The following is a 21,618-nucleotide window of genomic DNA, read 5'->3' as shown; positions in this document are numbered from 1 at the left end:
ATCCCCACCTAGCTCTGCCCCCCCACCTCGCAAGCCGCTTGATACGGCAATCGCTGATACAAACAACTCCGATTTGCAGCCAATTAATTTTTTTCCGCTAACCTTATTGTGCCAACTATAAATAAAGAAAAGAGCGTCAAGGGGCACCATGACTGTTTCGGTCCTGCGCCTTTACCTCTTACCAAATAATTGCACAGGGATAAGCTACGTATGGCACAACACAAAAGTGGCGTGAACACACCGCTTTGGGAACCGGTTTGCTGGATTTGCTGCATCGGTCTTGCTCTGCTGAGCTGCCTGTTGCTGCAGCTTGCCGATGCGCTGTCACCTCTCTATCTGCTGCTCAATGTGCTGGTTGCCATTGCCGCCGCGCTCTGGACATCGAGTCACTTCCACCAGCACACACTCCGATATCGTGCAGGAGAGGAACAAACCGTCGCAACCGATCCTCTCGCCCACTCCATCATCGGGCTCGAACAGGTGTGCGAGAAGGCACTCCCCATCTGGTCCCAGCAAATTGAAAGCTCTCGTCAACAAACCGAAGCCGCGATGATTGACCTGACTCAACGCTTCAGCGGCTTGGCCAACAAGCTGGAAGAAGCAGTCAATGCTTCTCATCTGGCAGCCGGAGAATTGGGTGATGCCAATTCTCGTGGCATGGCTGGAGTCTTGAGCGAGAGCCAGCAGCAGCTCAATGAAGTGGTTGCCATCCTGCATTCCGCCCAGGCCAATCGGGACGCCATGCTGGGTGAGATAAAAAGCCTGACCACCTACACCATAGAGCTCAATACCATGGCCATGGATGTGGCCAAAATCGCCTCCCAGACCAACCTGCTGGCCCTCAACGCCGCCATTGAAGCGGCTCGTGCAGGGGAAGCAGGCCGTGGCTTTGCTGTGGTCGCTGATGAAGTGCGCAACCTCTCCCGCCTCTCCAGCGAAACCGCCCAGAAGATGACCGACAAGGTAGACACCATCAATACTGCTATCGGCCGCGCATTCCAGATTGCCGAAAATGCTGCCGCACGGGATCACGCCTCAGCGCTCAATTCGGAGCAGACAATCGAACAGGTGCTGGCCCGTTTTCGCCATGCCACTGACAGCCTGGCGGAATCCGCCTCCCTGCTGCAAAACGAGAGCACAGATATCCATCGCGAAATCTCCAGCGTCATTGTCTCGCTGCAATTTCAAGACAGGGTCAGCCAGATCCTCAGCCACGTCAGACAAAACATGGAGAGCCTCTCAAGCCATCTGGTTGCTTCAGAGCAGAGCAGCAATGCGACAGGGCCAATCCAGATCGATGCCAATCGCTGGCTGGCAGAGATGGAGCTCTCATACGCCACCGACGAACAGCGCAATATTCACCATGGTCGCACCACCCGTTCTGTCAACGCGCAACCAAGCAGCGCCGACATCACATTTTTCTAGGAGAGAGATATGGGCAAAACGATCCTGATCGTGGATGACTCGGCAACTATTCGCCAAGTCGTGGGCATGACCCTCAAGGGAGCCGGTTATGAGGTCATGGAAGCCTCTGACGGCAAAGATGCGCTCAACAAACTAGATGGCAAGAAGATCAACCTGATCATCAGTGACGTCAATATGCCGAACATGGATGGCATCACCTTCGTCAAAGAGGCCAAAAAGCTGGCCAACTACAAATTTACCCCTGTCATCATGCTGACCACCGAGTCTCAGGACAGCAAGAAGCAGGAGGGACAAGCCGCGGGAGCCAAAGCCTGGGTGGTCAAACCCTTCCAGCCCGAACAGATGCTGGCCGCAGTCGCCAAGCTCATCATGCCGTGATCCGGAGCGCATCATGCAACTACAGAGTGAGCGGCTCGACAACAAGGTGGTGGTGACCCTGCCGGACGAGATCACCATCTATACGGTCAGCGAGCTGAAAGAGGCCCTTTCGCCCTTATTGCATCAGGGGCGCGAACTGGAGCTGAATCTGGCGGCGGTATCCGAGATAGACAGCGCCGGGCTGCAACTGCTGCTGGCGGCAAAGAAAACCGCACTGCAGCAAGGCACCTCCCTGGCGCTGGTCTGGCATAGCCATGTTGTGCTTGAACTGCTGGAGCTGTGCCAGCTCTCGGCCTTTTTTGGCGACCCCACCCTCATCACCCATGGCGAACGGCCCTGAGCCAGCATGACAAGGAGTCACCGTGAGCATCGATCTTGATCAGGCTTTACAAACCTATATCGCCGAGGCACGCGAGTTGCTCGAAGAGATGGAGTCAGCGCTGCTCTCACTGGAGGCTGACCCTGACAATAGCGAGCTGATTGGTGCCATCTTCCGGGCTGCTCACACCATCAAAGGATCGGCTGGCCTGTTTGGTCTGCAGCCCATCGTCGGGTTTACCCATATCGTCGAGGATCTGCTCGACCAGATCCGCAATCAGCAGCTCACCGTCACCTCTTCTCTGATCAAGGATCTGCTGGAGAGCTGTGACCACATCCAGACGCTCATCAGTGTCGTTGCGGAACAGGGCAGCACGTTGAGTGATGACGATGCCAAACAGGATGAACGGCTGAGGCTCGCCCTCACCCGTCATCAGTGCCCCCCCATACCACGCTGCCAGATACGGTGCATACACCTGAACCAAAAATCGAAAAAGAGGGAGGGATTACTAGCGCAGCCTCCTTGTGGCATATCTCCCTGCGTTTTGGTCCAGATGTACTGCGCAACGGCATGGATCCCGCCGCATTTCTGCGCTATCTCGGCACACTCGGAACCCTCTGCTCAGTGGAAACCATCCATCAAGGACTACCGGATTGGGAGCAGTTCGATCCTGAGAATTGCTACCTCGGATACGAGATAGACTTCGACTCGCAGGCAGACAAGGCAGCCATCAGCGATGTCTTTGAATTTGTTAGAGATGACTGCCAGATCACCATTTTGCCGCCCCACAGCAAGATCGCCGAGTTCATCAACCTGATCGAGTCGCTGCCGGAAGATAGCTCCATGCTGGGGCAGTTGCTGGTCAACACCGGCGCGTTAACCGCAGAGGAGTTGGCAAACGGTCTGCAGGCACAGCAAGCGACCCCGGCTGAGCAAGCGCCCAAACTCGGGGAGATCCTGATTGCGCAGGGTGCCGTCAATGAAGCCGTAGTCGATGCCGCCCTGAAAAAGCAGAACCAGACCAAGGAGAGCAAGAGCAAAGAAGGTCGTTACGTCAGGGTGCATGCCGACAAGCTGGACGACCTGATCAATCTGGTCGGTGAGCTGGTGGTCGCCAGTTCAGGGGCCAATCTGCTGGCCCAACGCACCCGAGAAAGCCAGCTACAGGAAGCCACCTCGGTCATTGCCATGCTGGTGGAAGAGATCCGCGACAGCGCGCTGCGCCTGCGAATGGTGCCTATCGGCGATACCTTCAACCGCTTCCAGCGGGTAGTGCGCGATGTCAGCCAAGAGCTGAATAAGGATATCACTCTGGTGATCTCCGGAGCCGAGACCGAACTGGACAAGTCGGTGGTAGAGAAGATCGGCGATCCGCTGATGCATCTGGTCAGAAACTCGATGGATCACGGTATCGAATCGGCAGAACAACGGCTGCTGGCAGGCAAATCCCCCCGCGGCACCCTGAATCTCAACGCTTATCACGACTCCAACAGTATCGTCATCGAAATTCGGGATGACGGCGCCGGTCTCAACAAAGCCAGGATCCAGCAAAAAGCCATCGAACGCGGTCTGATCAGCGCAACCACCACGCTGACGGATCAGGAAATATACAACCTGATCTTCGAGCCGGGGTTCTCCACCGCCGAGGCGATCACCAACCTCTCCGGTCGCGGGGTGGGCATGGATGTCGTCAAACGCAACATAACTGCCCTGCGCGGCACGGTCGATCTCGACAGCATCCCTGGAAAAGGCACCCGTGTGCAGATCCGCCTGCCGCTGACCCTCGCCATCATCGACGGCTTCCTTGTGCGAGTCTGCGATACCCATTACGTCATTCCACTCGATATGGTGATCGAGTGCGTTGAATTGACCCAGAGTTCACTGGCCGACACCCAGGGGCGCAATTACATCAATTTGCGTGGCGAGGTGCTGCCCTTTATCCGCCTGCAACACTACTTCGATACCAATGGCAGCAAGGGGCGGCGTGAGAACATTGTCGTGGTCAGCCATGCAGGCAAAAAATCCGGACTGGTGGTGGATGAACTGCTGGGAGAATTCCAGACCGTCATCAAACCGTTGGGGAAATTGTTCCAGCGCCTGCAGGGCATCAGTGGCTCCACCATTCTGGGGGGAGGAGAGGTCGCCCTGATCCTCGACATTCCCTCGCTCATCCAGCACGCGATCACCCTGGAATCCTGTCAGCTCAACAACTTGACGGTGTCGCGCAACCAACCTCAATCCAGCCTCAACTGAGGGGGCCATCATGTTTAAAAACTCCACCATCAAATTGCGCCTCATCGTGCTGCTCTGCCTGCTCTGCCTGCTGTTGCTGGCCGTTGGCGGCCTCGGGTTATACAACATGCAGAGCAGCAATACCGGGCTACAGCGCGTGTACAACGACAGGGTGGTTCCTCTCAAGCAGCTGAAGACCATCTCCGACAGCTATGCCGTCTCGATCATCGACAACCTCAACAAGGCTAATGCGGGGCTGATCCCGGCAGAAGAGGCGTTGAATCAGATAAAACAGGCCCAGCAGACCATCAAGAGCGAGTGGCAGCACTACCAATCCACCACTCTCACCCCGGAGGAGCAGCGCTTGTCAGCCGAGGCGAGCACCCTGTTCAACGCGGCCGATACCGATATTGGCAAACTGGAGAAATTCCTCGCCACCCAGCATGGCATGATTGCCGGCATGCTGAACAATTTTGACGGTACCCTCTATGGCTCCATCGACCCGATAGGCAACAAGATCACCGAGCTGGTCAACCTGCAGCTCAATGTGGCCAAGTCGGAATATACCGCGGCGCAATCCTGGTATGACGTGATGTTGATAACCATGGCGGTGGTTATCGCGGTCGGCATCGTGCTCGCCGCCTGGTTTGGCACCCTGCTGATTAAAAGCATCATTACTCCCATTGAGCAGGCCCTGCGCGTGGCCAATAGTCTGGCCGATGGCAATCTGGATGTATCGATCAAGATAGAATCCAACGATGAAGCGGGTCAGCTCTTGATGGCGATGAACAACATGGTCAAGAAGCTGGGGGCCTTGATCACGGATATCGAGACCCTGGTCACCGCCGCCGTCGAGCAGGGAGACTTCAGCCACAAGATTGCACTGGAGGATCGCCAGGGCTACATCAAACGGGTATCCGAGCTGTTGAATCGCCTCTCCCATGTCACAGATACCAGCCTGGAAGATGTGATGCGCATCGCCACCGCGCTCTCCAAGGGTGATCTGACCCAACGGATCGATGAGCCCTACCCAGGTATTTTCGGCCAGACCAAAGACGGCCTCAACCGGACCATCACTGCGCTGACCAATATCATCGAAGAGGTACGCAACGCCGCCGACAACCTGACCAATGCCTCCAATCAGGTGAGCAACACGGCGCAGGCATTGAGCCAGGCCACCAGTGAGCAAGCAGCCAGTGTTGAAGAGACCAGCGCCTCTATCGAGCAGATGAGCGCCAGCATCAATCAGAACACCGAGAACGCCAAGATCACCGACAGCATGGCCAGCAACTCGGTGTTGGAGGCCACCGAAGGGGGCCAATCCGTTCAACAGACGGTGACCGCCATGCAGCAAATCGCCAAGAAAGTCAGCATCATCGACGACATTGCCTACCAGACCAACCTGCTTGCCCTCAACGCCGCCATCGAGGCGGCTCGCGCCGGAGAGCATGGCAAAGGCTTCGCGGTGGTTGCTGCCGAGGTGAGAAAACTGGCAGAACGCAGCCAGATCGCTGCGCAGGAGATTGGCGAGCTCTCCTCCGACAGCGTCAGCAAGGCAGAGAGGGCTGGCAACCTGCTGGAGAGGATCGTCCCCTCCATTCGCAAAACCTCTGATCTGGTACAAGAGATCAATGCCGCCTCAGGTGAACAGGCCAGCGCAGCCAACCAGATTAGTCTGGCCATGAACCAGCTTAATCAAGTGACACAGCAGAATGCGGCCAGTAGCGAGGAGCTGGCGGCCACGGCCGAAGAGATGAGCTCGCAAGCCAGCGAACTGCAGCAAACCATGGCCTTTTTTGCTCTGGAGAAAAGTGCGCAGCTCAACACTAGGTCCAATGAAACCGGCCACAAGGGCATGCCTCCCAGAGGCAGTTTCATCGCCCCCCCACAACGGGCCAGCCAGCCCAATCAACCATCATCCCATTCCATTGATGACGCGGATTTTGTCCGCTTTTAACCGGAGGCGACCATGCATACATCCACCGACATCACGGTGCCATCAGCGGCCGCTGACGAGAGCAGTGGCGATGCCCAGTACCTGACATTTCTGATCAACAACGAGATGTTCGCCATCAATATTCTGGGGGTCAAAGAGATCATCGAATACGGCAATATCACTCCGGTTCCGATGATGCCGGGTTTTATTCGCGGCGTAATCAACCTCAGAGGAGCGGTAGTGTCGGTCGTAGACTTGAATGCCCGCTTTGGCAATGCACCTTCGGTCATCACTCGACGCAGTTGCATCGTCATTATTGAGGGGGTGGCCCCGCAGGGCGATGAACCTGTAGGTCAGGATATTGGCGTTGTGGTCGATTCCGTATCGGAAGTACTGGGTATCCCACAAGCAGATATCGAGCCCCCACCCAGTTTTGGTGCCCGCATCCGGGCCGATTTCATCAGTGGCATGGGCAAGGTCAACGGCAAATTCGTCATCCTCATCGATACCGGAAAAGTGTTGTCACTCGATGAGATGGCTCAACTCAACGAACTGGCCCAGCCACAGGCAAGGTTGCCACAAGGCAACCTGCAACCCTCCTGAACAGGCCTCCATACTCCACGACATGCAGCATAAGGAAACGCTCATGACCCAATCACTCTTAGGAAAACTCTTCGGAGACAATGCCACCGAAGTGAGGCAGCGGACCCAGTTACTCGACGCAATCGGCCAGCTGCAACACGCAGTCCTGGCAGAGCAGGTTCCAGCACCACTCGATCTTTCCGGTATGGACAGTCCCTTTCGTGAAGTAGGACATGCCATCAACGAGGTGGTCACCTTGCTCAGCGACAAGCTGGAACAGAGCCGCAACGACATTAAAAAGAATCAGATGTTGCTCCATGAGAACCAGCTGGTTCGCAAAGCACTCGACTGCGCCAGCACCAACGTGATGATTGCCGATACCAACCTCGACATTATCTATATGAATGAGGCAGTGACCGGCATGCTCAATCAGGCTGAGACCGACATCAAGAAAGAGCTATACAGCTTCAACGCCAATCAGCTGATGGGCGCCAACATCGACAGCTTTCATAAAAATCCCGGCCATCAGCGCGCCATGCTGGCCAAACTCAACAGCACCTACCGTACCCAGATCCAGCTGGGGGGGCGCACCTTCTCCCTGATCGCCAATCCGGTCTTCAACGATACCGGTGAACGGTTGGGGTCCGTGGTCGAATGGGCCGACAGAACCAAGGAGGTGATGATAGAGAAAGAGATGTCCGACATTGTGCAGGCCGTGATCAATGGCGAGCTGCACCGCAGGATGGAACTTGCTGGCAAGAGCGGCTTCTTTCAGGCGATGGGAGAAGGGATCAACCAGATTGCCGAAGTGATCGACAGCACCCTCAACGACGTCATCCGGGTCGTACAATGTTTGGCAAAAGGTGATCTGACCCAACAGATTGAGGCGGACTATCCCGGCGTGTTTGGCACCACCAAGGATGCACTCAACAAGACCATCGCATCGCTCACCAACATCGTCACCGAAGTGCGCGGCGCCTCTGACAACCTATCCAGTGCCGCCGAGCAGGTAAGCGCGACCGCCCAGTCGATCAGCCAATCCAGCAGTGAACAGGCCTCCAGCATGGAGGAGACCAGCGCTTCCATCGAGCAGATGAGCGCCAGCATCAACCAGAATACCGACAATGCCCAGGTCACCGATGGCATGGCCAGCAAGGCAGCCAAAGAGGCCGTAGAGGGAGGAGAAGCGGTCAAACTGACTGTGGATGCCATGAAACAGATCGCCAGACGGATTGGCATCATCGATGACATCGCCTACCAGACCAATCTGCTGGCACTCAACGCAGCCATCGAAGCGGCGCGGGCAGGCGATCACGGCAAAGGCTTTGCCGTAGTGGCGGCGGAGGTGCGCAAACTGGCCGAACGCAGCCAGGTGGCAGCACAGGAGATTGGCGAGCTGGCCTCCAGCAGTGTCGAGATGGCGGAAAAAGCAGGTCGTTTGCTGGATCAGATGGTTCCTTCAATCAACAAGACCTCGGAACTGGTTCAGGAGATCAGTGCCGCTTCGGTTGAGCAATCCACCGGTGTCAGCCAGATCAATCAGGCCATGAACCAGTTGAGTCAGGTTACCCAGCAGAATGCCTCTTGCAGCGAAGAGCTGGCTGCCACTGCAGAAGAGATGAGCAGCCAGGCTGAACAGCTGCAGCTGGCCATGGAGTTCTTTACCCTCGAGGCCCATGCCAAAGAAGGTAAAGCAGCCACCTCGCATCTTCACCCCAATACCCGAGGCCGCTTCATGAACGAGAGCAATGCCAACAGTCGGGAACGAGCCGCCACAGTCCAACGCCCCACGGGCGATGGCGATTTTGTCCGGTTCTAGTCACGGGAGAGGCGTTGCCTCTCCCGTCTCCGACCACACAGGTAGAGGGACTGTTTTTTGTATCAAACCCAGCTGCATGATGATGAGTTCTCCCGTTTCCAACGCTGGCTTCATCAAACGGCGGGGATAGAGCTGTCTCCGGCCAAAAAGGCGCTGGTAGCCAGCCGACTGGCGAAACGCCTCTGCCACTATGAGCTGGATAGTTATGACGACTACTTCCAGCTCATCATGAACGATCGCAGCAGCGAACTGCAGCTGGCGCTCGATCTCCTTACCACCAACGAAACCTACTTTTTCAGGGAGCCCAAACACTTCGAGTTTCTGACGCGGGAGATAGTCTCAGCGCTCCCGCCCGAGCAATCGCTGCGGGTCTGGAGCGCTGCCAGCTCATCCGGCGAGGAGCCCTACAGTCTGGCCATGACCCTCGCGGAAAAACGCAGCACCTTCAACTGGGAGATCCTGGCCTCCGATATCTCGTCCCGGGTGCTGGAACAGGCGATGAGCGGTCGCTACCCCATCGAGCGGGCGCAAAATATTCCACTGCCCTTTTTGATGAAATATTGCCTCAAGGGTGTGGGCCTGCAGGAGGGCATCTTCATCATCGATCGCAAGTTGCGGGATAAGGTGCAGTTCATGCAGATCAACCTCAATCAGGATCTGCCGGACATTGGCATGTTTGACGTCATCTTCATCAGAAACGTGATGATCTACTTCAACAAGGAGACCAAAGGGCAAGTATTGCAGCGGCTGGTACCCAGACTCAAACCCGGTGGCTACCTGCTGGTGAGCCACGCCGAGAGCCTGCATGGCCTGCACCACGGCCTGCAGCTTGTCTCTCCTTCCATCTATCAGAAGAGATAAGTCATGGCACGGGAGGTGATCCTGCAACCGGGAGAGCTCTTTTTTGGCAAGGAGGATGTGGTGGTCAGAACCGTACTGGGCTCCTGTATTGCCATCACCTTGTGGCATCCGGAGCAGAAACAGGGAGGAATGTGTCACTACATGCTGCCAAGTCGGCGCAATCCCTCTGCCAAGCTGGATGGGCGCTATGCCGATGAAGCCCTCGCCTTGCTGCTGCAAGCGGCCAGTCACTATCCCGCCCCCATCCATGAATATGAGGCCAAGTTGTTCGGGGGTGGCAACATGTTTACCGAGCCTCAATACGCACAGAGCGACAACAATGTCGCCACCAAAAATATTCAGGCAGCCTGGCAGCTGACCCGACACCTTGGCCTTGATATCAAGGCTCATCATCTTGGCCATAGCGGCCACCGAAGCTTGCTCTTTGAGCTCAGCAACGGCAGTGTCTGGCTCCGCCATCATCGTCTGCCACATCAACGGGAGTCGCGAGAATGAAGCAGATCCGGGTCATGCTGGTGGATGATTCCGCCGTGGTCAGACAGGTATTGCAAGCGGTGCTGGAGCAGGAGCCTGATATCCGGGTGATAGCCACGGCATCGGATCCCCTGTTTGCCCAGGAAAAACTGAAGAAAGAGTGGCCTGACGTCATCGTGCTCGATGTGGAGATGCCCCGTATGGATGGCATCACTTTTCTCTCCAAGATCATGGCAGAGCATCCAACCCCGGTGGTGATCTGCTCCTCCCTCACCGAAAAGGGGGCCGAGACCACCTTGCAGGCAATGGCTGCCGGCGCGGTGGACATCATCACCAAACCGACCATGGGGATAAAAAGCTTTCTGCAAGAATCTGCCCACGACCTGGCCATGGCGGTACGTGCCGCGGCCCAAGCCAACCTCAAGCGCGTGGGCAAGCCCTCCTCTGTGCCGGTCAGCACCAAACTCAACGCAGATGCCATGCTGGCGCCCAACCAGCACGCCATGGCACAAACCACCGAGCGGCTCATCGCCATCGGCACCTCGACCGGCGGCACCCAGGCGCTGGAAGCCGTGCTGACAGCCTTGCCCCGAGTCAGCCCCGGCATTGTCATCGTGCAGCACATGCCAGAGAAATTTACCGCCATGTTTGCAGAACGCCTGAACGGGGTCTGCCAGATAGAAGTGCGGGAGGCGAAGAACAATGACCGGGTGATCCCGGGGCTGGCGCTGATTGCCCCCGGAGGCAAGCATATGCTGCTCAAACGCAGCGGTGCCTACTATCACGTCGAGGTAGTCGACGGGCCGCTTATCAACCGCCATCGCCCTTCGGTGGATGTGCTGTTTCGCTCCGTCGCCAAATATGCCGGCAAGAATGCCACCGGCATCATCATGACCGGCATGGGGGATGACGGTGCCCGGGGATTGCGCGAGATGCTGGATGCGGGTGCCAACACCTATGCCCAGGATGAGGCATCCTGCGTGGTCTTTGGCATGCCCAAGGAGGCGATCAAGCTGGGAGCCGCCCGACATGTGCTCCCCTTACAAGAGATGCAGTACGCCATCCTCGGCAAATAATCCCTTATCGCGCGTTTTGCCCATAAAAAAGTCCGGCTCCCATTGGGGAGCCGGACTTTTTACATCAACCGGAACCAATCCGGTATCAGGCGAGTAGATTACTCTGCAGCAGGCGCTTCTTCAGCGGCCGGAGCGGCGTCAGCAGCAGGTGCAGCTGCTTCGGTCGGGGCGTTCGCTTCCTTGATGGAGAGACGTACACGGCCCTGACGGTCCACTTCCAGTACCTTCACCTTGACCACGTCACCGATTGTCAGGTGGTCAGCCACGTTCTGCACGCGAGCGTCGGTGATCTGGGAGATGTGTACCAGACCATCTTTGCCCGGCAGAATGTTGACGAATGCACCGAAATCGGCCAGACGAACAACTTTACCTTCATAGATGCGGTTCACTTCGATCTCGGCAGTGATGGCCTCGATGCGACGGATCGCTTCCATGGCGGCTTCGTTGGCCACGGCGGAGATACGAACAGTACCGTCATCATCCAGCTCGATGTTGGTGCCGGTCTCTTCGGTCAGCGCACGGATCACGGAACCACCCTTACCGATCACGTCCTTGATCTTCTCGGGATTGATCTTGATGGTGTGGATACGCGGTGCGAAATCGGAGATCTGGGCACGGGGAGCCTGGATAGCTTCGTCCATCACTTTCAGGATGTGCAGACGAGCGCCACGAGCTTGCTTCAGCGCAATCTCCATGATCTCTTTGGTGATGCCTTCGATCTTGATGTCCATCTGCAGCGCGGTCACACCTTCGCTGGTACCGGCTACTTTGAAGTCCATGTCGCCCAGGTGATCTTCGTCACCCAGAATGTCGGACAGTACGACGAAACCTTCTTCTTCCTTCACCAGACCCATGGCGATACCGGCAACGGAGGCCTTGATCGGCACACCGGCATCCATCAGCGCCAGAGAGGAACCACAGACAGACGCCATGGAGGAGGAGCCGTTGGATTCGGTGATTTCAGAGACCACGCGCACCACGTACGGGAACTCGGCGGCGCTCGGCATCACGGCAGCAACGCCGCGCTTGGCCAGACGGCCGTGACCAATTTCACGACGCTTCGGGCTACCCATCATGCCAGTCTCACCGACACAGTATGGCGGGAAGTTGTAGTGCAGCATGAAGCGATCGGCACGGTTGCCGGTCAGCTCGTCGATGTTCTGGGCGTCACGCTCGGTACCCAGAGTGGCAACCACGATGGCCTGAGTTTCACCACGGGTGAACAGGGCAGAGCCGTGAGCACGGGGCAGAATACCGGTACCTACGCTCAGGGCGCGGATCATTTCCGGATCGCGACCATCGATACGCGGCTCACCACGTACTACGCGACCACGAACGATGCGGCTTTCCAGGCTGTGGAACTCTTCGCCGATCTTCTTGGCATCTTCTTCCACGCCGGAAGCGATAACTTGCTCAACCACACGACCCTTGATGGCCGCGATGGTTTCGTAACGAACTGCCTTCTCGGTGATGCGGTAGGCTTCACCCAGTTCGGCGCTCGCCAGCTCGGCAACCTTGGCTTTCAGCGCTTCGTTGACGGCAGGCGGAGTCCAGTCCCACGGCTTGGTGCCGACGGCAGCGGCAAACTCGTTGATCGCATTGATCACGGTCTGCATCTGCTCATGACCGTATACCACGGCGCCCAGCATCACTTCTTCGGAAAGGATGGCCGCTTCGGACTCAACCATCAGCACGGCGTTGGCAGTACCGGCAACTACCAGATCCAGATCGCTCTGCGGCAGTTCGGTGGTGGTCGGGTTCAGCACATACTGACCGTTCATGTAACCCACGCGAGCAGCACCGATCGGGCCGCCAAACGGGATACCGGAGATGGCCAGTGCAGCAGAGGCACCGATCATGGCAACGATGTCGGGGGATACGGCCGGATTCACGGACATTACGGTCGCAACGACCTGAACCTCATTGAGGAAGCCTTCCGGGAACAGCGGACGAATAGGGCGGTCGATCAGACGGGAGATGAGGGTCTCGCCTTCGCTCGGACGGCCTTCACGACGGAAGAAACCCCCCGGGATACGACCAGCAGCATAGGTGCGCTCCTGGTAGTTGACGGTCAGCGGGAAGAAATCACGGCCGTGATCGGCCTCTTTCTTGCCGACTACGGTCACAAATACGCAGGTATCGTCCATGCTGACCATAACGGCCGCAGTGGCTTGACGGGCCATCACACCGGTTTCCAGAGTGACGGTGTGCTGACCGTACTGGAATGACTTTACAATAGGATTCACGTGAATTTCCTTTTTACAATTTGGCTCTTTAAATTCGCGCACAAGTATACTTGATTCGATGCAAAAGGTAAGCGGCGACGCGAATTCTGTGAGGCAGGCAACGGCTTGAAGAGCAATAAAAAAGGGGAACCTGACGGTTCCCCTTTTTCGCGAAATCTGATGGTCGATTAACGACGCAGACCCAGCTTGGCGATCAGAGCAGCATAACGCTCGGAATCTTTACGCTTCAGGTAGTCCAGCAGCTTACGACGCTGGGAAACCATGCGCAGCAGACCGCGACGACCGTGGTGGTCCTTGGAGTGCTCTTTGAAGTGACCTTGCAGATGGTTGATCTGGGCAGTCAGCAGGGCAACTTGCACTTCGGGGGAACCGGTGTCGTTGGCGCAACGAGCGTTGTCAGCAACGATTTGAGCTTTGATCTCAGCATTTAGAGACATGGTAATACTCCAGTAGAGTGTTTAAAGGTTCACAGCCAATCTCTAATTCAGCCGTGAAATGAGGGCGGTATCATAATCGTCCCCGCCCCTTTTCGCAACGATAAAGAGGCGAAACGGGAAAGACGCGCTGATACCGCCTGAGGATCACTCCTCGTCGTGATAACGCACCAGTCGCTTGGGAGCGACGCGGCCATCATCATCAATCTCGCCAACCCCGATGAACTCGCGCTCCGGGCCGACCGTCATGCGAACCTGACCGCTTTGCGGCGCACCCGCTACCTGCACCGCCTGGCCCTGATTCACATAGGCAGCCACAACCGCCAGCATGTTCACCTCGGGCAAGCTTGCCACGGCGGTATCCATCGGCAACAACAGCGGATCCAGCTGCTCACGCGGCGGGATGCTCTCGGCCTTGGCCTGCTCGAAGATGCACTCGAGTTGCTCCAGCGTCAGCATCCGCTCGTACGGATAGCTGGCCACCTGGGTACGGCGCAACTGGGTCACGTGGGCGCCACAACCCAGCGCTTCACCCAGATCATCCACCAGAGAGCGGATGTAGGTGCCCTTGCTGCAGTGCACTTCAAGGCGCACTTCATCACCTTCAAAGCTCAGCAGTTTGAGCTCGAATACGGTGATGGGACGGGCTTCTCGCTCGATCTCGATGCCTTCACGGGCATATTCGTAGAGCGGACGGCCGTTGTGCTTGAGCGCGGAGTACATGGACGGCACCTGCATGATGGGGCCGCGGAACTGATCCAGCGCCTCGATCAGGGTACCGACAGCCACGTTCACCGGACGAGTAGAGACAACCTCACCATCGGAGTCGCTGGTGTTGGTGCGCTCGCCCAGTTTGGCGGTCACCTCATAGCGTTTGTCCGCTTCCAGCAAATACTGGGAGAACTTGGTGGCCTCGCCGAGGCAGATCGGCAGCATGCCGGTCGCCAGCGGATCCAGTGCGCCGGTGTGACCGGCCTTGGCGGCGTTGTAAATGCGCTTGACCTTCTGCAACACATCGTTGGAGGTCAGGCCGGTCGGCTTGTCCAGCAGCAGAATGCCGTGCACATCACGGCCCTTGAAACGACGTCTTCGGGTCATCTCAGGCTTTATCCTCTGTCGTGTCATCCGGTGCGGATTCAGCTTCTTCGTCACGGCCGGATTCGGCCATGCGACGCTTGTCTTCACGCACAGTGTTGGTCACCAGGTTGGAGAGACGCATCCCCTCGACCAGGGTCTGGTCGTAGTAGAAACGCAGCTCGGGCACCACGCGCAGACGCATGGCACTGCCCAGCAGACTACGGATATATCCGGCTGCTTCGGTCAGACCCTGCAAGCCTTCCTTGATGCGCTCTGCATCATTTTCCAGCTGCAAGAAGGTGACGTAAATCTTGGCATAGTTGAGGTCACGGGACACTTCCACATCGGAAACGGTCACCATGCCGATGCGCGGGTCTTTCACCTCGCGCTGCAGGATCAGCGCAATTTCACGCTGGATCTGCTGTCCGACCCGACGGGTCCGGCTGAATTCTCTGGCCATATTCTATCCTGCGATAAAAGGGGGCCGCGGCCCCCTATTTTGTCTAACTCTCGGCTTACAGAGTCCGTTGGATTTCAACAGTCTCGTAAACTTCGATCTGGTCGCCTTCGCGCACGTCGTTGTAGTTCTTGACCGCGATACCACACTCGTAGCCGTTGCGAACTTCGTTGACGTCATCCTTGAAGCGGCGCAGGGATTCCAGCTCGCCTTCATAGATAACCACGTTGTCACGCAGAACGCGGATACGGTTGGAACGCTTGACCACACCTTCGGTAACCATACAGCCGGCAACGGCGCCGAACTTCGGAGACTTGAAGACGCTACGCACTTCAGCCAGACCGATGATTTCCTGACGATACTCAGGGGCCAGCTTGCCGCTCATGGCCTGCTTCACTTCGTCGATCAGGTCATAGATGACGGAGTAGTAACGCAGATCCAGGCTCTCGGATTCGATGACCTTGCGCGCAGATGCGTCGGCACGGACGTTGAAACCAACCAGGATGGCGCTGGAAGCAGCAGCCAGGGTCGCGTCGGTTTCGGTGATACCACCTACGCCGGAACCCACGATCTTCACCTTCACTTCGTCGGTGGAGAGTTTGACCAGCGCATCGCAGATCGCTTCCACAGAACCTTGTACGTCGGCCTTGATCACCACGTTCACTTCGGACACTTCGCCCTCGGTCATGTTGGCGAACATGTTTTCCAGCTTGGCCTTCTGCTGGCGAGCCAGCTTGACTTCGCGGAACTTGCCCTGACGATAGAGCGCCACTTCACGGGCTTTCTTCTCGTCACGGACAACGGTGGCTTCGTCACCGGCAGAGGGAACGCCGGACAGACCCAGAATTTCCACCGGCAGGGACGGACCCGCTTCCTTGATCTCGCGACCCAGTTCGTCACGCATGGCGCGAACACGGCCGTACTCGAGACCACACAGAACGATGTCGCCCTGACGCAGAGTACCTTCTTGCACCAGTACGGTCGCAACCGGACCACGACCTTTATCCAGGAAGGATTCGATCACGACGCCGTTGGCCATGCCATCAACCACCGCTTTCAGCTCCAGTACTTCAGCCTGGATCAGGATGGCCTCCAGCAGGTCGTCGATGCCTTCGCCAGACTTGGCGGACACGTGCACGAACTGGCAGTCTCCACCCCAATCTTCGGACATGACGTTGTAACGGGCCAGTTCGGTCTTGACGCGATCCGGATCCGCTTCAGGCTTGTCGATCTTGTTGACCGCAACAACCAGCGGCACACCGGCAGCCTTGGCGTGCTGGATAGCTTCGATGGTTTGCGGCATCACGCCGTCGTCAGCTGCAACAACCAGAACAACGATATCGGTCGCCTTGGCACCACGAGCACGCATGGAGGTAAACGCCGCGTGACCCGGAGTATCCAGGAAGGTGATCATGCCACTGTCGGTCTGGACGTGGTAAGCACCGATATGCTGGGTAATACCACCGGCTTCGCCAGCAGCAACCTTGGCTTTACGAATGTAGTCGAGCAGCGAGGTCTTACCGTGGTCAACGTGACCCATGATGGTCACGACAGGTGCGCGCGGCTTGGCTTCGGAGGTCTCGTCACGATCGGACAGTACCGCCTCTTCCAGCTCGTTCTCACGACGCAACACAACCTTGTGACCCATCTCCTCGGCGACCAGCTGAGCGGTCTCCTGGTCGATCACCTGGTTGATGGTGGCCATGGCACCCATCTTCATCATCACCTTGATGACTTCAACGCCCTTGACGGCCATCTTGTTGGCCAGCTCGGCCACGGTGATGGTCTCGCCGATGACGACGTCGCGGTTCACCACGGCAGCCGGCTTGTTGAAACCGTGCTTCATGGCGTTCGGCATGGCGACCTTGCCGCGCTTGCCTTTGCGGGCACGCGGGTTGCGAGAGTCGCGATCATCTTCACGACGACCGGCTTTCTTCGGTGCCTTGGCAGCTGCGGCAGTGCGGCGGCTGGTCTCTTCTTTCCGATCCAACTCGTCTTCTGCGGCTTGCGCATGCTTGTTGGTGGTCAGATGGTAGTCGCTGCTCTCTTTGGCGCGAGCGGCCTCTTCTTCAGCCCAGCGGGCTGCGTTCTGTTCCGCCATGAGACGAGCCTCTTCGGCTTTCTTCGCGGCAAGTTCTTCAGCTTTTTTCAAAGCTGTTTGTTCCTGTTGGCGCTTCAGTTCTTCTGCTTCGCGCTTGGCCATCTTTTCTGCCTCTTGCTGAGCTGTGCTACTGGCTGCTTTGGCGGGCTGTGAAGCCTGTCGAGCCTTTGATTGTGCCTCGATCCGCGCCTTTTCCTCAGCTTCACGACGAGCCTGCTCAGCCTCACGGCGAGCCTTCTCTTCAGCTTCGAGACGGGCCTTCTCTTCGGCCTCGCGACGAGCTTTTTCTTCTGCTTCCAAACGCGCTGTTTCCTCGGCTTCCGCCTGACGCTGTTCATCTTCCAGCGCCGAGCGTCTTACATAGGTGCGAGACTTGCGCACTTCTACCTGCACTTCCTTGTTCTTGCCGCCAGTCCCCTGAACACTGATGGTGCTCTTGGTCTTGCGCTGCAAGGTCATGCGGGCAGGAGCGGCGACCTCGTCACCTCCATGCTGTTTCTTCAGGTGTGCCAGCAGAGCCTGTTTCTCAGACTCGCTGACCATGTCGTCGGCCTTGCTCTTGCTGATACCGGCATCGACAAACTGCTGGAGAAGACGATCAACCGGTGTGTCGATGTCAGTGGCAAGTTGTTTGACTGATACTTCTGCCATTCATTTTCCTCCGTTTGATCTTACTCGGACTGCTCTTCTCCGAACCAACAGATATTGCGAGCAGCCATAATGAGCTCACCTGCCTTCTCGGCAGTCAGCCCTTCAATATCAGCAAGGTCATCGATACCTTGCTCAGCCAAATCTTCCAGGGTGCCCACGCCACGGCCCGCCAGAGCGTAAGCCAGTTCGCGGCTCAGACCGTTCAGATTGAGCAGCTCTTCGGACGGCTCAACGCCATCGAAAGACTCTTCTTTTGCCAGTGCCTTGGTAGTCAGGGCATCTTTGGCGCGCTTGCGCAGCTCTTCGACCATGTCTTCATCCAGACCGTCGATAGCCAGCAGCTCGTTGACCGGTACAAAGGCGATCTCTTCCAGGGTAGAGAAGCCCTCTTCCATCAGCAGACCGGCGAAATCGTCGTCGATGTCCAGGGTGCTGGTGAACAGGTTCATGATGCGGTCGTTTTCGGCCTGGTGCTTGGCACGCATGTCCTCAACGGTCATCACGTTCAGCTCCCAACCGGTCAGCTGGGAGGCCAGACGCACGTTCTGACCATTGCGACCGATGGCCTGAGCCAGGTTGGCAGCTTCCACGGCGATATCCATGGTGTGATTGTCTTCATCAACGATGATGGAGGCCACATCGGCAGGTGCCATGGCATTGATCACGTACTGGGCCGGGTTGTCATCGTACAGCACGATGTCGGCGCGCTCACCGCTCAGCTCGGCGGAGACAGCTTGCACACGGGCACCACGCATACCGATACAGGCACCAATCGGGTCGATACGACGATCGTTGGTCTTCACCGCGATCTTGGCGCGGGAACCCGGATCACGGGCAGCGCCCATGATTTCGATCATCTCTTCACCGATCTCCGGTACTTCGATACGGAACAGCTCTTTCAGGAAGTCCGGGCTGGAACGGCTGACAAACAGCTGGGAACCACGGGCTTCCGGACGCACTGCATACAGCAGACCACGGACACGGTCGCCCGGGCGGAAGGTTTCACGCGGCAGCATGTCATCACGGAAGATCACGGCTTCAGCATTGCTGCCCAGATCCAGGATGACGTTGTCACGGTTGCTCTTCTTGACCACACCACTGATGATGGTGCCTTCTTTATCTTTAAACTGATCAACTACTTGTGAACGCTCGGCTTCGCGCACTTTCTGCACGATAACCTGCTTGGCGGTCTGGGTAGTGATACGGTCGAAGGTCACAGAGTCGATCTGGTCTTCAACATACTCACCGATCTGGATTTCCGGCTGATCAATCTGCGCTGCTTCCAGGGTGATTTCAGCATAGGGGTTTTCCATCGCGGCTTGATCCGCAATGACTACCCAGCGGCGATAAGTGTCGTAGTCACCGGTCTTGCGATCGATTTCGACCCGAACTTCAATTTCGCCTTCATATTTCTTCTTGGTCGCAGTCGCCAGCGCGGTTTCCAGAGCCTGGAAGATCTTCTCGCGGGGTACCGCTTTCTCGTTGGATACTGCGTCAACGACCAGCAAAATCTCTTTATTCATATCCGATAGCCTCGTTAACCAAAGTTCGGCACTATGTTCGCTTTTTGGATATTGGTGAAAGCCAACACGTCGTCCTTACCATCTACTGTCAGGGTGATCATGTCGCCCTGCACAGCTTTGATTACGCCTTTGAACTTGCGGCGGTTGTTTGTTGCCATCCGAAGCGTTACCGCCGCCTCTTGGCCAACGTATTTTTCGAAATGGGCAACCTTGAACAGGGGACGATCCAGGCCGGGGGAGGATACCTCGAGGTAATACTCCTCGGTGATGGGATCTTCGACGTCCATGATGGCGCCAACCTGATGGCTGACCTCAGCACAGTTCTCGACAGTCACACCCTGCTCGCCGTCGATATAGACACGCAAGGTGGAGTGTTTACCCGCACGGATAAACTCAATACCCCAAAGTTCAAAACCCAAGGCAACGACCGGAGCCTCGAGCAGATCGGTCAAACGTTGTTCCAACGTAGCCAAAGTCACCCTCCGAAAAACAAAAAAAGGGCATAAAGCCCAGATAGATATCGATTCAGAGTAAATTGCACATAACAAAAAGCCCCGATGTCAAATCGGGGCTTGGCGCTTTACCCTGATTGTCGCCTCGCAGCGACCGCCTTCCTGAGCGTAGGAAATGCGTGAAATTTGGTTGCGGGGGCCGGATTTGAACCGACGACCTTCGGGTTATGAGCCCGACGAGCTACCATGCTGCTCCACCCCGCGTCCGAAATCGTGCGAGATTATAGCCACTTCACTCTCTCGATACAAGACTGACTGGCTATAATACACTCGGTTTCCCGAGCTCACTGCTTAATTGGTGCCGTGGGCGGGACTCGAACCCGCACACCCTAGAGCACTACCCCCTCAAGATAGCGTGTCTACCAATTCCACCACCACGGCAAAACTCTTACTCGGGAACGTCAGTATCTTTCTTCACTGGCGCTTTGGTCTGCTCAACCTGTTGGGTTTGTTGCAGATTCTCCCACTCACTACCATGCTTGACCTTGTTGCTGGACATAGAGCCGAGCACCAAGCTGATAACAAAAAACAAAGTAGCCAAAATTGCTGTTGTTCGGGTCAGGAAACTGCCTGAACCACCGGAGCCGAATACTGTGTTCGATGCCCCTGCGCCGAAGGAGGCGCCCATATCAGCCCCTTTACCTTGCTGAATCATCACCAGACCAATCAGAGCCAGTGAAACCAGCAGATAAACGACTAAAAGAATCTCGTACATTTAACTTGCACCCTTTGCCGCTTCAACAATTCCTAAAAACGCATCGCTATCGAGGCTTGCTCCGCCAATCAGTCCGCCATCAATGTCGGGCTGTGCAAACAAATCTCTCGCGTTGCTCGGCGTTACGCTCCCACCATAGATGATTCTAACTTTCTCACCTATTACCGGAGTATCCTCCGCCAAGCGACCACGTATAAAGGAATGAACCTCTTGTGCCTGCTCGGGTGTGGCGCATTTACCTGTACCTACAGCCCAAATCGGCTCGTAGGCGATGATAGCATTATCGAAAGCCATCGCGCCATTTTTCTCTATGACGATATCCAGCTCTTCAGCGATCACCTCGAAGGCTCTTCTCGCCTGCCTCGCCGCACCTGATTCACCTAAACAGAGGATGGGAATCAAGCCTGCCGCTCTGGCTGCCGCAAACTTCTCTGCGACGATAAAACTGGTCTCACCAAAGAGACGCCTGCGCTCGGAGTGCCCTACCAATACATAACGACACCCTGCCTCAACCAGCATCTGACACGAGATTTCTCCAGTGTAAGCGCCAGTAGCGTGCTGACTCACATTCTGAGCCCCCAACTTTATTACTTTCTGCTCGTTGAGCAGTGAAGCGGTAAAGTCGAGATGCACATGGGAAGGACAGAGAACCACATCTACTTTTCCGTCAACGCCCTTCAGACACTGACTCGTAAACTGCTCTAACTGCGACCTACTACCGTGCAACTTCCAGTTGGCTGCTACAAACGGCTTGCGATGTCCCATCGGCAACTCCCTTGCGAAAGCGGGGCTGATAATAT

18 protein-coding genes, 2 tRNA genes and 1 pseudogene are annotated in these 21,618 nt (G+C 56.7%); 10 read left to right on the top strand and 11 right to left on the bottom strand.

Going from position 1 to position 21,618, the window contains the following annotated elements; translation table 11 throughout:
* Positions 1-210: 210 nt before the first annotated feature.
* The 10 genes and pseudogenes from ACTG2J_RS04560 to ACTG2J_RS04515 all read left to right on the top strand — a co-directional run bounded on the left by ACTG2J_RS04560 (position 211) and on the right by ACTG2J_RS04515 (position 11,102).
* Positions 211-1,425 carry a methyl-accepting chemotaxis protein gene (locus ACTG2J_RS04560; RefSeq protein WP_439997241.1) on the top strand — a complete coding sequence of 405 codons (1,215 nt, stop codon included), beginning with the start codon at positions 211-213 and terminating at the stop codon, positions 1,423-1,425.
* A 9-nt stretch (positions 1,426-1,434) separates the two neighbouring features.
* Entirely contained in the window at positions 1,435-1,803 is a 369-nt protein-coding gene (locus ACTG2J_RS04555) for a response regulator (RefSeq protein WP_005338778.1), read from the top strand.
* A gap of 13 nt (positions 1,804-1,816) precedes the next feature.
* Complete coding sequence (locus tag ACTG2J_RS04550) at positions 1,817-2,143, top strand: STAS domain-containing protein (protein ID WP_058052376.1); 327 nt, start codon at positions 1,817-1,819, stop codon at positions 2,141-2,143.
* A gap of 22 nt (positions 2,144-2,165) precedes the next feature.
* Positions 2,166-4,375, top strand: a pseudogene (locus ACTG2J_RS04545) (chemotaxis protein CheA).
* 10 nt (positions 4,376-4,385) lie between these two features.
* Positions 4,386-6,311, top strand: coding sequence for a HAMP domain-containing methyl-accepting chemotaxis protein (locus ACTG2J_RS04540; protein WP_439997240.1), 1,926 nt, complete (start codon positions 4,386-4,388; stop codon positions 6,309-6,311).
* A gap of 12 nt (positions 6,312-6,323) precedes the next feature.
* Positions 6,324-6,893, top strand: coding sequence for a chemotaxis protein CheW (locus ACTG2J_RS04535; RefSeq protein ID WP_042080654.1), 570 nt, complete (start codon positions 6,324-6,326; stop codon positions 6,891-6,893).
* Between the two features lie 43 nt (positions 6,894-6,936).
* On the top strand, positions 6,937-8,691 hold the full coding sequence (locus tag ACTG2J_RS04530) for a methyl-accepting chemotaxis protein (protein ID WP_439997239.1): 1,755 nt from the start codon (positions 6,937-6,939) through the stop codon (positions 8,689-8,691).
* A 57-nt stretch (positions 8,692-8,748) separates the two neighbouring features.
* Positions 8,749-9,552: a CheR family methyltransferase gene (locus ACTG2J_RS04525; RefSeq protein ID WP_005349557.1), complete on the top strand. Its 804-nt coding sequence runs from the start codon at positions 8,749-8,751 to the stop codon at positions 9,550-9,552.
* A 3-nt stretch (positions 9,553-9,555) separates the two neighbouring features.
* Positions 9,556-10,047, top strand: a complete 492-nt coding sequence (gene cheD / locus ACTG2J_RS04520; protein ID WP_113739041.1) for a chemoreceptor glutamine deamidase CheD — start codon at positions 9,556-9,558, stop codon at positions 10,045-10,047.
* Positions 10,044-11,102 (top strand): protein-glutamate methylesterase/protein-glutamine glutaminase, encoded by a 1,059-nt coding sequence (locus ACTG2J_RS04515; RefSeq protein WP_236381859.1) that lies wholly within the window; start codon positions 10,044-10,046, stop codon positions 11,100-11,102. Before cheD ends, ACTG2J_RS04515 begins: the two co-directional genes overlap by 4 nt.
* 98 nt (positions 11,103-11,200) lie before the next feature.
* Here ACTG2J_RS04515 and pnp read toward each other — a convergent pair whose 3' ends face one another.
* The 11 genes from pnp to tpiA form a co-directional block, all read right to left on the bottom strand.
* Positions 11,201-13,348, bottom strand: a complete 2,148-nt coding sequence (gene pnp / locus ACTG2J_RS04510; RefSeq protein ID WP_439997238.1) for a polyribonucleotide nucleotidyltransferase — start codon at positions 13,346-13,348, stop codon at positions 11,201-11,203.
* 167 nt (positions 13,349-13,515) lie between these two features.
* Positions 13,516-13,785: a 30S ribosomal protein S15 gene (rpsO, locus tag ACTG2J_RS04505; RefSeq protein ID WP_005338797.1), complete on the bottom strand. Its 270-nt coding sequence runs from the start codon at positions 13,783-13,785 to the stop codon at positions 13,516-13,518.
* Positions 13,786-13,929: 144 nt separating this feature from the next.
* Entirely contained in the window at positions 13,930-14,880 is a 951-nt protein-coding gene (truB, locus tag ACTG2J_RS04500) for a tRNA pseudouridine(55) synthase TruB (protein ID WP_213389436.1), read from the bottom strand.
* A gap of 1 nt (position 14,881) precedes the next feature.
* Positions 14,882-15,319, bottom strand: a complete 438-nt coding sequence (gene rbfA, locus ACTG2J_RS04495; RefSeq protein WP_005338799.1) for a 30S ribosome-binding factor RbfA — start codon at positions 15,317-15,319, stop codon at positions 14,882-14,884.
* A gap of 55 nt (positions 15,320-15,374) precedes the next feature.
* Entirely contained in the window at positions 15,375-18,068 is a 2,694-nt protein-coding gene (infB, locus tag ACTG2J_RS04490; RefSeq protein ID WP_005338806.1) for a translation initiation factor IF-2, read from the bottom strand.
* A 20-nt stretch (positions 18,069-18,088) separates the two neighbouring features.
* Positions 18,089-19,591 (bottom strand): transcription termination factor NusA, encoded by a 1,503-nt coding sequence (nusA, locus tag ACTG2J_RS04485; RefSeq protein ID WP_005338808.1) that lies wholly within the window; start codon positions 19,589-19,591, stop codon positions 18,089-18,091.
* 14 nt (positions 19,592-19,605) lie between these two features.
* Entirely contained in the window at positions 19,606-20,064 is a 459-nt protein-coding gene (gene rimP, locus ACTG2J_RS04480) for a ribosome maturation factor RimP (RefSeq protein ID WP_005338809.1), read from the bottom strand.
* A gap of 166 nt (positions 20,065-20,230) precedes the next feature.
* A tRNA-Met gene (locus ACTG2J_RS04475) sits at positions 20,231-20,307 on the bottom strand.
* A 92-nt stretch (positions 20,308-20,399) separates the two neighbouring features.
* Positions 20,400-20,484 (bottom strand) — tRNA-Leu (locus tag ACTG2J_RS04470).
* A 7-nt stretch (positions 20,485-20,491) separates the two neighbouring features.
* Entirely contained in the window at positions 20,492-20,818 is a 327-nt protein-coding gene (gene secG / locus ACTG2J_RS04465; RefSeq protein WP_439997237.1) for a preprotein translocase subunit SecG, read from the bottom strand.
* Positions 20,819-21,583 (bottom strand): triose-phosphate isomerase, encoded by a 765-nt coding sequence (tpiA, locus tag ACTG2J_RS04460; RefSeq protein ID WP_005349542.1) that lies wholly within the window; start codon positions 21,581-21,583, stop codon positions 20,819-20,821.
* Positions 21,584-21,618: the final 35 nt, after the last annotated feature.

The organism is Aeromonas sp. 6P, assembly GCF_051919525.1.
In the GTDB taxonomy this organism is placed as follows: domain Bacteria; phylum Pseudomonadota; class Gammaproteobacteria; order Enterobacterales; family Aeromonadaceae; genus Aeromonas; species Aeromonas veronii.
This window is presented reverse-complemented; position numbering and strand designations above follow the sequence as displayed.